This window comes from Bradyrhizobium sp. Ken01, assembly GCF_055807355.1.
In genome coordinates this window covers 22445-35738 of sequence record NZ_JBVVPC010000036.1, presented here as the reverse complement: position 1 = coordinate 35738, position 13294 = coordinate 22445, and the positions used below count along the sequence as shown (strand labels likewise).

The window sequence follows — 13294 nt, the reverse complement described above, 5'->3', positions numbered from 1 at the left end:
TCACTGGTTCGCGCCGGTCACCTGCGCGAAGGCGGCCTGATTAATGGTGGTCCCGATGTCGGTTTCAAGCTTGTTGACGTAGGAAGCGACCTGCTCCTCGGTCTGCGCGCGGTCGAGACTGTCCTTCAGCTTCTTGACGGCATCGGAAGCGGCATCGGCGGTGGGATCGATGATCTCGGCAACGCGGAACACGATCACCTCGGTGCCGCCGGTCACGGCCGTCTGCCCGACGCCGTCCTTGGCGACGCGGAAGGCGGCCGACACGACGGCTGCGGGCACGCTGGCGGGCGAGTCGTCGCGCTTGAACCCGGTGGCGGTCTCGACCTTGACGCCGATCGCGGCTGCTTCGTCGGCGAGCTTGGCGCCGGAATCGAGCTTCCGCACCATCTCGGTCGCCTTGGCCTTCAGCTTGGTCGCGATCTGGTCCTGGCGCCAGCGCGCCTCGACCTGATCGCGGACCTCGTCGAGATTGCGGTCGCGCGAGGGCGTGATGGCAAGCACGTCGTACCAGACATAGCCGCCCTTGAAAGAGATCGAGTCGTTGTCGACCCCGACATCGGTGTTGAAGGCTTGCGACACCACGTCGAGGCCCTGCGGAATGCCCGGGACCGGCTGGCCGCTCGGGGCGCGGCCGGAACGGTCGACGGCGTCGATGGTCACGGCGGTGAGCCCGAGCTTCTGCGCCGCATCGATCACGCTGGCACCGCCGCCGCGCTCGTCTTCCATCTTGTCGCGGAGATCGGCGACCTTGACGCGCGCGCGCTCGGTGGCGATCTCGCGCTTGATGTCGGCGGCAACGCTCGCGTAGTTCGCCTCCACGCCCGGCTCGATCTTTTCGACCTTGACGATCGACGTGCCGAGACGGCCCTGGATCGGCTGGCTGATTTCACCGGCGGGAAGCGCGAAGACAGCGTCTCCAACTGCGGGATCGAGCGAGGATTTGGTCACAAGGCCGAGATCGACGTCGGACGCGCTCAGTCCGCGCTCCTTGCCGAGGTCCTCGAACGACGTCCCGCTGGTGAGCCGCTCGCGCGCGGCCTGCGCCTCGGCGGCGTTGGGGAATACGATCTGCTGGATCTGGCGCTTCTCCGGCGTGCCGAGCCGGTCCTTGCGCTGGTCAAACGCTTTCTTGGCGTCCTCGTCCGACACCTCGCTCCACTTGCCGATCTCCTCCGGCGAGACCACGACGAACGCGATCTTGCGATATTCGGGCGCGCGGAACTGGACCTTGTGATCCTCGAAATAGGCGGCGAGCGCCTCGGGCGATGGCGCGTCGATGGTGCCTGCCTGGGCTGCGTCGAGCCTGACGAATTCAATGGCGCGCTGCTCGTTCTGGAAGCGCGTCAGCACGTCGAGCATCGCCTTCGGCGGCTCGAGGCCGGCACCGATCGTGCCGGTGATCTGTCGGCGCAGCGAGACCTTGCGCTGCTCCGAGACGTAGCGCTGCTCGGTATAGCCGAAATTGCGGATCACGGACTGGAAGCGGTTCGAATCGAAGTTGCCGCCGACGCCCTTGAAGTTCGGGTCGTTCATGATGAGCTGGCGGATCTGGTCGTCGGACTGGCCGAGCCCGAGCCGGCGCGCCTCTTCGTCGAGGGCGGCTTCCGCGATCGTCTGCTGGAGCACCTGACGGTCAAGGCCGAAGGCGCGCGCCTGTTCAGGCGACAGCGGCCGGCCGAACTGACGGCTGATCTGCTGGAGGCGATCGGTGTAAATCTGGCGGAACTCGTTCAGCGAAATCTCGGTGCCGCCGACCTTGGCCACGGTGGATTGTCCAAAGCCCTTGAAGATGTCGGCAATGCCCCAAACGCCGAAACTGATGATCAGCACGCCCATCACAACGGCCATAATGGTCTTGCCGAGCCAGTTTGATGAGGCCTTACGCATTCCTCGAAGCATTTGGTCCAACTTGTTTGGCAGGAGGGGAACGGGAGCGCGTCTTAATGCAGATTCCGCAAAAGCGCGTCACCAAATTGATCAATCATCATAAAGTGGTGGCTTTCCCCCCGCAACCTCGGGTCCGGCAGGCTTTCGATCCCTGCGGTTAAAAGCCCCTGGTCTCTGGAACTGCCACGGGACCTCTGCTAGCGCATGAACAAGCCAAATTTTGCTGGAATCTGACATGACCGATGCCATCCGCCCCCTGATCGCCGGCAATTGGAAAATGAACGGCCTGAAGGCCTCGACTGCCGAATTCGACGCCATGCTCAATGGTGCGGCAGAAGTGGCCGGCAAAGCCGATCTGCTGGTTTGCCCGCCGGCGACCCTGATCGCAGCTTTCGCCGAAAAGGCCCGCGGCAAGAAGGTCGCGGTGGGAGCCCAGGATTGCCACCCCAAGGCCTCCGGCGCCCATACCGGCGACATCGCCGCCGAAATGCTTGTGGATTCGGGTGCGACCGCGATCATCGTCGGCCATTCCGAGCGCCGCGCCGACCATGGCGAGGGCGATGCCCTGATCCGGCAGAAGGCCGAGGCCGCCTGGCGCGCCGGGGTGACGGCGATCGTCTGCATCGGCGAGACGCAAGGCCAGCGCGATGCGGGCCACACCCTCGATATCCTGCGCGGCCAGCTCAACGGCTCGCTGCCGGCTGGCTCGACCGCCGCCAATCTGGTCGTGGCCTATGAGCCGGTCTGGGCAATCGGCACCGGCCTGACCCCAACATCCCGGGATGTCGAGCAGATTCATGGCTTTATCCGGGAATTCTTGACCTCCAGGTTCAAGACCGACGGCGCCGGGATGCGGATCCTCTATGGCGGCTCGGTCAAGCCGTCGAACGCGGCGGAGCTGATGGCCGTGAAGAACGTCAATGGCGCGCTGGTCGGCGGGGCCAGCCTGAAGGCGGTCGATTTCCTTGCGATTGCGCAGGGCTGTCCCTAGCTAACTTCAAACCTTAGGACCCGGCCGATCGGGGGTGGCAATGACCCGTCTGATCGTGTAACACCGCGCAACTTCAGGAAAACCCGCGAAGCACGATTGGCCGCCGTCTCGGCGCTGTCGGCTTGTGACGGAAGGACACTATGCAGACTGTTGTCATCGTCATTCACCTCATGATCGTCACCGTCATGATCGGCGCCGTCCTGCTCCAGAAGTCCGAAGGCGGGGGCCTTGGCATGGGAGGTGGCGCAGGCTTCATGTCGAGCCGCGGCACCGCGAACCTTCTGACGCGGACCACCGCGATCCTGGCGGTCGGCTTCTTCCTCACCAGCCTGTTCCTGTCCTGGTATGCCGGCTACGACCGCAAGCCGTCGTCGATCATCGGCGCGCCGGCGTCGCAGACCCAGCCGGCCGGTGGCGGGCCTATCGCGCCGCCGACCTCCGGCGGCATCCTGGACTCGCTGAAGAAGGCCGACGAGCAGCAGCAGGCGCCGGCACCGAGCGGCCCGCAGGTACCGCGTTCGCAATAAAGCAGGGGGGCCATGCAGGGCGGCTTCTACCGTCCTGCATCAACAATCCCCATCAAGGCTCTGTCACCACTCTCAGTTCTGGCTCACCCACAGCCCCGCAAAATGTTTGGGGCGGAATACGAATCGCTTTGGCGAATCGAATTCGAGGGATTAGAGGTTAAGCCCCATGGCGCGGTACATATTCATCACCGGCGGCGTGGTTTCTTCGCTCGGCAAGGGTCTGGCTTCAGCGGCACTCGGTGCCCTGTTGCAAGCCCGGGGCTACAAGGTCCGCCTCCGCAAGCTCGACCCCTATCTCAACCTCGATCCCGGAACGATGTCGCCGTATCAGCACGGCGAAGTGTTCGTGACCGATGACGGCGCGGAGACCGACCTCGATCTCGGTCACTACGAGCGCTTCACCGGGCGGCCGGCGACCAAGGCCGACAACATCACGACCGGGCGCATCTATCAGGACATCATCTCCAAGGAGCGGCGCGGCGACTATCTCGGCGCCACCATCCAGGTGGTTCCGCATGTCACCAACGCCATCAAGGATTTCGTCCTCGACGGCAACGACGATTACGACTTCGTGCTGGTCGAGATCGGCGGCACCGTCGGCGACATCGAGGGCCTGCCGTTCTTCGAGGCGATCCGCCAGCTCAAGAACGAGCTGCCGCGCGATCACGCCATCTACATTCATCTGACGCTGCTGCCTTATATCCCCAGCGCCGGTGAGCTGAAGACAAAGCCGACGCAGCACTCCGTCAAGGAGCTGCGCTCGATCGGCATCCAGCCGGACATCCTGCTCTGCCGTACCGATCGCGAGATCCCCAAGGAGGAACGGCGCAAGCTCGGGCTATTCTGTAACGTGCGCGAGAGCGCCGTTATCGAGGCGCGCGACGCCGACAGCATCTACGCTGTCCCTCAGGCTTACCATGCGGCAGGCCTCGACGACGAAGTGCTTGCCGCCTTCGGCATCGGCTCGCGGATTCCGCCGGAGCTGCGGAGCTGGCAGCAGATCAACGAGCGCATCCGCAATCCCGAGGGCAACGTTACCATCGCCATCGTCGGCAAATATACCGGCATGAAGGATGCGTACAAGTCGCTGATCGAGGCGCTCTCGCATGGCGGCATCGCCAACAAGGTGAAGGTCAATCTCGACTGGATCGAAAGCGAGATCTTCGAGAAGGAAGATCCAGCGCCGTTCCTCGAGCACGTCAACGGCATTCTGGTGCCCGGTGGATTCGGCCAGCGCGGCGCCGAAGGCAAGATTCGCGCGGCGCAGTTCGCGCGCGAGCGCGACGTGCCGTATTTCGGCATCTGCTTCGGCATGCAGATGGCGGTGATCGAGGCCGCTCGGAATCTTGTCGGGATCGAGGAGGCCAACTCCACCGAGTTCGGCCCGACCAAGGAGCCCCTGGTCGGCCTGATGACGGAATGGCTGCGCGGCAACGAGCTTGAGAAGCGGACCAACGCCGGCGATCTCGGCGGCACGATGCGCTTGGGCGCCTATCCCGCGGCGCTCAACCGCGGCAGCCGCGTCTCCGAGGTGTATGGCGGCGCGACCGAGATTTCCGAGCGCCACCGCCATCGCTACGAGGTCAACACCGCCTACAAGGATCGCCTCGAGCAGCACGGGCTGAAATTCTCCGGCCTGTCGCCCGACGGCGTGCTGCCGGAGATCGTCGAGTACGAAGATCACCCCTGGTTCATCGGCGTCCAGTTCCATCCCGAACTGAAGTCGCGCCCCTTCGAGCCGCATCCGCTGTTCGCGTCGTTCATTCGGGCAGCGATGGTGCAGAGCCGCCTGGTGTAATCGGCTCAGGGCGTGGCGGTGCAGTCACGCCCGAGATGTATCGGCTCCGGCGCGGCCGGCATGGACGTATCAGGCGCAAGCGATCCCGTGACGAGCTTCATCTGCGGCCGCCGCGTCAGCTTGTAGACGGCGGCCGGCGGCACGTTCAGCAGGGCACGATCCACCAGCTTTGCGCGCAAGCCTAACCGATCGAGCACGGGCCGCGGGATCGGGCAACTCATGCCGTAGGTGAACTGGTAGAACGCGCCGCCGGGGCGGACGTGACTGAACGCGCCACCGACGATCGAGACGACCTTGCGCGTCGACATGTTGAGCAGCGGCAGGCCGCTCACGACCGCGCCGACGGGCGCGCCCTCATAGAGGCGCTCCGTTGCCAGCCGCCCCGCATCCATCCACAAGACGCGCGCGTTGGGGAAACGCATCTGGAGCACCTTCATGAAGTCGGAGCCGTATTCGATCAGCGTGAGGTCCTGCTGACGCACGCCGCGTTTGAGCAGCTTGTAGGTAAATGCGCCCGTGCCGGGGCCGAGCTCGAGAACAGGACCGGTCGATGCGGTGATCTCGCGGGTGATGAGATCGGCCAGCGCCGCGCCTGACGGCGCGATCGCGCCGACGCGGCGCGGGGCTGACATCCATGACAGGAAGAACGAGAGGAAATCGTTGGGCATGCGCACTCCGGCATCTTGGTTGCGCCTCGCAGATCAGCGGTGAGGCGGCCGAACAATCGCTTGAGTGCATTGCGACAGCATTGCGTGCCGCACGCCGATTGCGTCAATTCTCCCGGACTGGCGGCAGTGACATCCTGAAGCACGCGCCGCCGATCGCTGCGTCCGCGACCGAGATGTGGCCGCCATGCAGGAGCACGATCTCGCGCACCATGTTGAGGCCGAGGCCGGCACCGCGATCGAGCGGTGACAGCCGGTAGAACGGCTCGAATATCTGTTCGCGCTGATCGGCCGGGATGCCGGCGCCTTCGTCCGTGACTTCGATGCTCGCGGGCCTGCTGACACGAATGCCGATGGTACCACGGCGAGGGCCGTGCTGGATCGCATTCTGCACGAGGTTGGTCAGCGCGCGCTCCAGCGCCGCCGCATCGCCGATCGTTTCGACCGGCGTGGAGGGGGCGTCGAGCGCTAGCTCGTAGCCGGCGGCAATGGCCAGCGGCGCGAGATCCGCGGCCGCGCTTTGCGCGATTGCAACGAGGTCGACGCGCGCGAAGGGATGGCCGCAGCGGTCGAGCCGCTGAATGTCCAGCAGTTGCTCGGCAAGCGTAGCCAGCCGCGCGGAATCCTCCAGCAGCCGGGTCTTTTCCGGCCCTGCGGGGAGCGACTCCAGTCGCGTGTTCAGGATTGCGATTGGCGTGCGCAACTCGTGTGCGGCATCGGCGACGAATCGCTTGTGGCGGGCATAGCCCTGGTCTAGTCGCGCCAGCGCGTCGTTGACCGCGGTCACGAGCGGTACGACCTCCAGCGGAATTCGGTCCAGCGACAGCCGGGCGCCGCGTTGATGGATGTCGATGCGCCGCGCCTGGTCCGCCGTTGCATCGAGCGCCTCGAAGGCGCGCCGCACGATCATCGGTGTGGCAATGAACGTCGCCGTTCCCATGAGGAGCAGGCCGGGCAGGGCGATGCCGAGCAATGCAAGCGAAGTCATGAACAAAGCCTTGGCGCCGGTGAGCTTGCCTTGCGTCGCCGTGATGATCTGCACATTGCCGGCGTCGGTGTCGACCCGCTTCAGCCGCGCCGGGGGCTTACGCGGGTCGTCCTCCAACAGCTGCCAACCGAGCCGCGCCTGGCTGATCTGGTCGAGGCTGCTGCCGATGGCGGCGAATTCGGCCGGCACGGCGCCTTCGCTGAGTGAATGTCCCTGCCTGTCGCGGACCAGGAACCAGAGATCGGGGGTCTCGCTGCGCAATTGTTTCAGTTCGGTCGTCGACCGCAGGACCAGGTCGCCTTGCGCGTCGCGCGCGAGCGCGCGCTGGACGATGTCGATCACGCGATCTTCGTCGCGCCCGGCGATCACGAACCCCGACGCGCTCAATGCCCCGACGACGACGGCAACGAGCGCCGTGAGCAGCACCGCCTGGAGCGACAGCAGGCGCCAGCTCAGCCGCGAGCGCAGGCAATAGGGATCGTGGTGCTTGCTCATGGCAGCTTCTTCAAGAGATAGCCGACGCCGCGGATGCCGTGGATCTCCACGCGCGCATCGGCTTCCGAGAGTTTGCGGCGCAGGCGCGACACGTGCGTATCGAGCGCATTCGACTGGATCTCGTCGTCGAAACTGTAGACGGCTTCTTCCAGCGCGGAGCGCAGTACGGTTCGGCCCATGCGGCGGACCAGGGCTTCCAGCACAAGGAGCTCGCGTCGCGGCAGCTCGAGCGGAGCCCCATCGATGCTTGCCTCGCGATGGCCGAAATCGAAAGCGAGGCGGCCGGCGTGCATGATGTCGGGCTGCATCCCGGCGGGCCGGCGCAGCACGGCGCGCAGCCGCGCCAGCAGCTCCTCCACCGCGAACGGTTTCGCCAGATAATCATCCGCTCCGCGGTCGAGCCCGGCGACCCGGTCGGCGAGTTCGCCGCGCGCCGTCAACACGATGATCGGCACGCCGTCGGCGCGCGCCCTGAGTTTCGGGATCAGGGTGAGACCGTCGCCATCGGGAAGCTGGCGATCGAGCAGGACGGCGGCGTGGACGTCGGCAGAAATGGCCTCTTCCGCCTCGGCGAGCGTGGGGGCGTGGTCCACGACCATGTCGTAGCGCTTCAGCGCCGACGCCAGCGCGTCGGCCATTTCGGCCTCGTCCTCGACGAGCAAAATCCGCATGATCCGCACCTCAACCTCAATCGCGCCAATCTAGCGGCCGTATCATTGCGGCAGCATTGCGGGAACCGACTCTCGATGAAGCGGCTTCAGCGGACCCCAGCCATGCGCGGAACGCCACCGGGGGCGGCCGAGCGGGCCTCAAGACACCGTCAGGGCCAGCCGATATAACCGCCGGACCTGATCAGGGAGGAACAAGAATGATCTACGAAATGCGCATCTATCGCTGCGTGCCCGGCCGCCTGCCGGCACTGCTCAAGCGGTTCGAGACCGTCACGCTGAAGGTGTGGGAAAAGCACGGCATCAGGCAGGCCGGGTTTTTCACGACCCTGATCGGTGAATCCAACCAGGAGCTGACCTATTTCCTGGCCTGGGAGTCGCTCGCCGAGCGCGAGAAGAAGTGGGCCGCCTTCATGACCGATCCGGACTGGATGAAAGGGCGCGCCGAGAGCGAGGCGGACGGCCAGATCGTCGGCAACATCGTCAGCCAGATCCTGGCGCCGACCGCCTTCTCGGCGGTGAAGTAGAGGCTGCCGGCGCGAGGCCATCGCTGAGGGCCTGGGCGCAACCCTGATATTCTGGGAGCCCAGGCCGAATGGGGTTGATCCGCCCTTCATCGCGGCTATGGTCGCGCCGAAACGAGGGATTTGCCTTGAGCTCTTCGACGTCAGCGGCGCCGGTCGTCACCATTGGCAAGGTCAAATTCGGCAATGATCTGCCGATCTCGATCATTGCGGGGCCGTGTCAGCTCGAAAGCCGCCAGCATGCGCTGGAGGTGGCCTCCGCGCTGCAGGAGATTGCCGCGCGCCTGCAGATCGGCCTCGTCTACAAGACCTCGTTCGACAAGGCCAATCGCACCAGCGCGTCGGCTGCGCGTGGCCTCGGGCTTGCCCAGTCGCTGCCGATCTTCGCCGAAATCCGATCGTCGCTCGGCCTGCCGGTCCTGACAGACGTGCATGACGCCGCGCAGTGCGCCGAGGTGGCGCAGGCGGTGGACATCCTGCAGATCCCGGCCTTCCTGTGTCGCCAGACCGATCTGCTGCTGGCAGCCGCTGCGACCGGGAAGGTCGTCAACGTCAAGAAGGGCCAGTTTCTTGCGCCCTGGGACATGGGCAACGTCGTATCCAAGATCACGAGCGCGAACAATCCCAACGTGCTCGTGACCGAACGCGGTGCGTCCTTCGGCTACAACACGCTGATCTCCGACATGCGCGCACTGCCGATCCTGGCGCGCACCACCGGCGCACCCGTGATCTTCGACGCCACTCATTCGGTACAGCAGCCGGGCGGAAAGGGGACCTCTTCCGGAGGTGAGCGCGAATTCGTGCCGGTGCTCGCACGCGCAGCCGTCGCTGTCGGTGTTGCCGGTGTCTTCATCGAGACCCATCCCGACCCCGACAGCGCGCCGTCCGACGGACCCAACATGGTGCCGCTGCGCGAGTTCGAGGCGCTGATCCGAAGACTGATGGCGTTCGACGCGCTCGCCAAAGATTCGACCAAAGCCGACCCGCGCTGATGCAGCAAGGCGCAGCGCGGCCGCACGATCATGGCCTGCCGGCCGCGCTCTACGTCATTTCCGGTGCGAGCTTTGCCGCGGCACTCTCCGCGCGCGCGCTTGATCCGGTGCTGCCGCACGTCGCCGAGGACTTTGGCGTCAGCATCGCGACAGCTGCCGGGTTTGCCGCGGTGTTCGCCTTCACCTTCTCGATCATCCAGCCGATCGTCGGCGCCGCCGCCGATCTGTTCGGCAAGACGCGGCTGATGATCGGCTGCCTCGCGCTGCTCGGCCTTGCCAACATCCTGGGGGCGCTCTCGAGCTCGTTCTCGGTTCTGTTCGCGACCCGTATCCTCGCCGGCATCGGCTCCGGCGGCGTGTTTCCGGTGGCGCTCAGCCTGACCAGCGACCTCGTCGGTCCGGAGAAACGCCAGGTCGCGATCAGCCGCACGCTCGCCGGCGCGATGACGGGCAATCTGCTCGGCGCCTCCGCTTCCGGCCTGATCGGCGATTTCCTCGGCTGGCGCGGCGTGCTGGCGGTGCTCGGGGGGCTCGTGATCGTTGCGTCGGTCGCGGTGGCCGCCGGTTTTCGTGGTGCCAAGGTCAAGCATCCGCCGAAGACGAGCCTGTCGGCGCTGAAGGCCGGCTATCGCACCATCTTCACCAACCCGAACGCCTATGTCTGTTATTCGGCGGTGTTCATCGAAGGCTGCTGCGTGCTCGGCCTGTTTCCCTACATCGCTTCGTTCCTGTTCGAGCTCGGTCAGACCTCGCTCTCGATCGCGGGCATCGTTATCGCGGGCTTTGCGGTCGGCGGCTTGTTCTACACGCTGACCGTGTCGCGCCTGCTGCCATGGCTGGGCATGAAGGGAATGATGATCGCGGGCATGACGCTGGTGGCCTCGCAGCTCGTGGTCGTCGCCTTCGGCCCGCGCTGGGAAGTGCAGGCACTCAATCTCATCGTGATGGGATGGGGCTTCTACATCGCCCATGGCTGCCTTCAGATGTTTGCCAGCGAACTCTCGGTCGAAGCACGCGCCACCGCGCTGTCGCTGCATTCGTTCTTCTTCTTCATGGGGCAGACGCTCGGGCCGCTCGCCTATGGCCTTGGCCTGCAGCATGGCGGCAAGATGCCGACCCTGTTCACGAGCGCCGCGATCATGGTGGCGCTGGGCCTTGTCTGCGCGCGCCTGTTGAAGCAGCGCGCGCCGTCCGACGCGCGCTGAGGCTATTCGGTCCCTCAACTGGGATCGGCCCCACCACGACACCGCCGGTCCCGTATACATGGCACACGAATTGCTTTGATTTTAGGCAAAGCGAGGTGTGAGATCGTGGACGCCCAGACCAGCCGTTCGCCAAGCGCAGCCAGCGTGCCCCGATCGACGGGATATCCCACCAAGCCCCCGCTCCGGCGCTTCCTGACCTCTTGTTACGAAGAATTCCGGGCCGACAATTCGGGCGAACTTGCCGACTACATCCCCGAGCTGAAGCGCGCCAACCCCGACCATTTCGGCATCGCGCTCGTCACCATCGACGGCCATGTCTACGAGGTCGGCGACAGCGCGGTGCCGTTCACGATCCAATCGGTCTCGAAGGCCTTCGTGTTCGCACTGGCGCTGGAGATGGTTGGCGAAGAACGCGTCGCGGCCACCATCGGCGTCGAGCCGAGCGGCGAAGCTTTCAATTCGATCCGGCTTACCAATGACAACCGTCCTTTCAACCCGATGGTCAATGCCGGCGCCATCGCCTGTTCGGGCCTGATCTACAAGGTGGACGGGAAGGGCGCCTTCGAGCGCGTCCGCTCGAAGCTCGGCCAGTTCGCCGGCCGCGAGCTCGGCGTCGACGAGGCCGTGCATGTCTCCGAGACCGCGACCGGCAACCGCAACCGGGCCATTGCCTGGCTGCTGCGGAATTACGCGGTGCTGCCCGACGACGTCGATGCGGTCCTCGACGTCTATTTCCGCCAATGCGCGATCCTGGTCACTGCGCGCGATCTGGCGGTGATGGCGGCAACGCTCGCCAATCGCGGCATCAACCCGGTGACGGGTGCGCAGGTGATCACGCCGCACATCGTCGCCCGCACGTTGTCGGTCATGACGAGCTCGGGCATGTATGATTATGCCGGCGAGTGGACCTATCGCGTCGGCATCCCCGCCAAGAGCGGCGTCGGCGGCGGTATCGTCGCGGCGCTGCCCTCGCAACTGGGGCTCGGCACCTTCTCGCCGCTGCTGGACAATCATTTCAACAGCGTGCGCGGCCTCAAGGTCTGCGAGGCGCTGTCGGCGCGGTTCGACCTGCACATGCTCAACCGCAACGCCGACGTACGCAGCAGCGTCATGGCCGACTATGATATCTACGGCATCTCGTCGCGTCGCAGCCGCCAGCCGCACGAGCAGCAGATTCTCGACGATCGCCACAGCGATATCCGCATCCTCGAGCTCGTCGGCGCGCTGAATTTCGGCACCATTGACTACGTCACACGAAGACTCACCAGTGAGCCGCCGAACGCGCCGCTCCTGATAATCGATTTCCGCCGCGTCCCCGACATCACCGCAGCCGGCGCAGAGCTTCTGGGTGAGACGCTGACGGCGCTCAACAATGCAGGCATCACCACGGTTCTATCAGGCATCGAGGAGACGTCCGCGGTATGGGCCGCGATTTCCGCGCGCACGGCGGATCCGCGAAGGCTGCGGCGCTTTGCGCTGCTCGACGATGCGATCGAATGGGCCGAGGACCAGGTGATCTATCGCTTCGGCGGCTTTACCGACATGAAGGAGAGCGTGCATCTCGGCGATCAAGCGCTGCTGGCCGAGCTCGACGCCGACGAGATCGCCGCCATCGTCAAGCTCTCGACCACGCGCCACTACTATGCCGGCCAGCGCATCGTCGCGGCCGGCACGCTCGCCAATTCCCTGTTCTTCCTCCAGAGCGGCATGGTCAGCGTCAAATTGCGAAGCGGCGTGCGGCTGGCCTCGCTCGGCCCCGGCATGGAGTTCGGCGAGATGGCAATCCTCGAGAGAAGCCGCAGCGCCGATGTCTTCGCCGATACGCTCGTGACCTGCCTCGAACTGCCGCTCGACAGTTTTGCCGACTACCGCCGGCTGCATCCCGAGACCGCGCTGAAGATCATGCGCAACCTCGCCGCGATCCTGGCGCGGCGGCTGGTGGCGGCCAACGCCAAGGTCGACCTGCTCAGCGCTTATTAGCCGCAACGCACTGCTTCCTGGAGACTGGAAACGTTCAGCCGCGGCCGCGATAGGGCGCGACGCCTTGCTCCGGCACCCACAGGCCCTTCGGCACGCGGCCGGTCTGCCAGAACACGTCGATCGGAATGCCGCCGCGCGGATACCAGTAGCCGCCGATGCGCAGGAACTTCGGCTTGATCTCGCTCGCGATGCGCTTGCCGATCATCACGGTGCAGTCCTCGTGGAAGGCGCCGTGATTGCGGAAGCTCGCGATGTAGAGCTTGAGCGATTTCGACTCCAGCAGCCATTGGCCGGGGGCGTAGTCGATCATCAGATGGGCAAAATCCGGCTGGCCCGTCACCGGGCAGAGCGAGGTGAACTCGGGCACGGTGAAACGGACCAGATAATCGGTGCCTCCTTGCGGATTCGGCACGCGGTCGAGCTTGGCCTTTTCGGGCGCATCCGGCCATTCAACGGCGCGGCCGAGCTGCAAATTAGGGGAGTTGTTCGATTTGCTGGGTTTTTTCGACATCAGGCCGCCTCCGTGGCGCCCTCTTAGCCAATCATGCAGGGAACGTCACTCGGCCTTTTCCGC

12 protein-coding genes are annotated in these 13294 nt (G+C 65.3%); 7 read left to right on the top strand and 5 right to left on the bottom strand.

Annotation, left to right across the window (positions count from 1 at the left end; all coding sequences use genetic code 11):
• Positions 1–1899 carry a peptidylprolyl isomerase gene (locus tag AC0L3S_RS28450; protein ID WP_473282829.1) on the bottom strand — a complete coding sequence of 633 codons (1899 nt, stop codon included), beginning with the start codon at positions 1897–1899 and terminating at the stop codon, positions 1–3.
• A gap of 223 nt (positions 1900–2122) precedes the next feature.
• On the opposite strand from AC0L3S_RS28450, the gene tpiA reads away from it, so the two are divergent.
• The 3 genes from tpiA to AC0L3S_RS28435 all read left to right on the top strand — a co-directional run bounded on the left by tpiA (position 2123) and on the right by AC0L3S_RS28435 (position 5203).
• Positions 2123–2878: a triose-phosphate isomerase gene (gene tpiA, locus AC0L3S_RS28445; RefSeq protein ID WP_473282827.1), complete on the top strand. Its 756-nt coding sequence runs from the start codon at positions 2123–2125 to the stop codon at positions 2876–2878.
• Positions 2879–3018: 140 nt separating this feature from the next.
• A complete protein-coding gene (secG, locus tag AC0L3S_RS28440; protein ID WP_007590603.1) occupies positions 3019–3405 on the top strand; it encodes a preprotein translocase subunit SecG in 387 nt (128 codons plus the stop codon).
• Positions 3406–3571: 166 nt separating this feature from the next.
• Entirely contained in the window at positions 3572–5203 is a 1632-nt protein-coding gene (locus AC0L3S_RS28435; RefSeq protein ID WP_007590604.1) for a CTP synthase, read from the top strand.
• Positions 5204–5208: 5 nt separating this feature from the next.
• On the opposite strand, the gene AC0L3S_RS28430 is transcribed toward AC0L3S_RS28435, so the two are convergent.
• From AC0L3S_RS28430 to AC0L3S_RS28420, 3 genes are all read right to left on the bottom strand, one after another.
• The gene (locus AC0L3S_RS28430; RefSeq protein WP_473260030.1) at positions 5209–5871 is read right to left on the bottom strand and encodes a class I SAM-dependent methyltransferase; all 663 of its coding nucleotides are present in this window, start codon (positions 5869–5871) and stop codon (positions 5209–5211) included.
• A gap of 103 nt (positions 5872–5974) precedes the next feature.
• On the bottom strand, positions 5975–7351 hold the full coding sequence (locus AC0L3S_RS28425; protein WP_473282825.1) for a sensor histidine kinase: 1377 nt from the start codon (positions 7349–7351) through the stop codon (positions 5975–5977).
• Positions 7348–8022, bottom strand: a complete 675-nt coding sequence (locus AC0L3S_RS28420; RefSeq protein ID WP_473282823.1) for a response regulator transcription factor — start codon at positions 8020–8022, stop codon at positions 7348–7350. Before AC0L3S_RS28420 ends, AC0L3S_RS28425 begins: the two co-directional genes overlap by 4 nt.
• A 197-nt stretch (positions 8023–8219) precedes the next feature.
• On the opposite strand from AC0L3S_RS28420, the gene AC0L3S_RS28415 reads away from it, so the two are divergent.
• The 4 genes from AC0L3S_RS28415 to glsA all read left to right on the top strand — a co-directional run bounded on the left by AC0L3S_RS28415 (position 8220) and on the right by glsA (position 12720).
• Complete coding sequence (locus AC0L3S_RS28415; RefSeq protein ID WP_007590607.1) at positions 8220–8546, top strand: NIPSNAP family protein; 327 nt, start codon at positions 8220–8222, stop codon at positions 8544–8546.
• A gap of 125 nt (positions 8547–8671) precedes the next feature.
• On the top strand, positions 8672–9535 hold the full coding sequence (gene kdsA, locus AC0L3S_RS28410) for a 3-deoxy-8-phosphooctulonate synthase (RefSeq protein WP_473282821.1): 864 nt from the start codon (positions 8672–8674) through the stop codon (positions 9533–9535).
• A complete protein-coding gene (locus AC0L3S_RS28405; RefSeq protein WP_473260041.1) occupies positions 9535–10740 on the top strand; it encodes an MFS transporter in 1206 nt (401 codons plus the stop codon). The genes kdsA and AC0L3S_RS28405 overlap by 1 nt, the downstream gene beginning before the upstream one ends.
• A 105-nt stretch (positions 10741–10845) precedes the next feature.
• Positions 10846–12720, top strand: a complete 1875-nt coding sequence (gene glsA, locus AC0L3S_RS28400) for a glutaminase A (RefSeq protein WP_473282819.1) — start codon at positions 10846–10848, stop codon at positions 12718–12720.
• A 34-nt stretch (positions 12721–12754) separates the two neighbouring features.
• On the opposite strand, the gene queF is transcribed toward glsA, so the two are convergent.
• Positions 12755–13231, bottom strand: coding sequence for a preQ(1) synthase (queF, locus tag AC0L3S_RS28395; protein WP_473282817.1), 477 nt, complete (start codon positions 13229–13231; stop codon positions 12755–12757).
• Between the last annotated feature and the right edge of the window lie 63 nt (positions 13232–13294).

Excerpts from the sequence above, each read along its gene's own strand:
- queF (WP_473282817.1), bottom strand. The coding sequence starts at position 13,231 with ATGTCGAAAAAACCCAGCAAATCGAACAACTCCCCTAATTTGCAGCTC.
- AC0L3S_RS28415 (WP_007590607.1), top strand. The coding sequence starts at position 8,220 with ATGATCTACGAAATGCGCATCTATCGCTGCGTGCCCGGCCGCCTGCCG.
- AC0L3S_RS28435 (WP_007590604.1), top strand. The coding sequence starts at position 3,572 with ATGGCGCGGTACATATTCATCACCGGCGGCGTGGTTTCTTCGCTCGGC.
- tpiA (WP_473282827.1), top strand. The coding sequence starts at position 2,123 with ATGACCGATGCCATCCGCCCCCTGATCGCCGGCAATTGGAAAATGAAC.
- AC0L3S_RS28420 (WP_473282823.1), bottom strand. The coding sequence starts at position 8,022 with ATGCGGATTTTGCTCGTCGAGGACGAGGCCGAAATGGCCGACGCGCTG.
- AC0L3S_RS28430 (WP_473260030.1), bottom strand. The coding sequence starts at position 5,871 with ATGCCCAACGATTTCCTCTCGTTCTTCCTGTCATGGATGTCAGCCCCG.
- AC0L3S_RS28405 (WP_473260041.1), top strand. The coding sequence starts at position 9,535 with ATGCAGCAAGGCGCAGCGCGGCCGCACGATCATGGCCTGCCGGCCGCG.
- secG (WP_007590603.1), top strand. The coding sequence starts at position 3,019 with ATGCAGACTGTTGTCATCGTCATTCACCTCATGATCGTCACCGTCATG.
- AC0L3S_RS28450 (WP_473282829.1), bottom strand. The coding sequence starts at position 1,899 with ATGCTTCGAGGAATGCGTAAGGCCTCATCAAACTGGCTCGGCAAGACC.
- AC0L3S_RS28425 (WP_473282825.1), bottom strand. The coding sequence starts at position 7,351 with ATGAGCAAGCACCACGATCCCTATTGCCTGCGCTCGCGGCTGAGCTGG.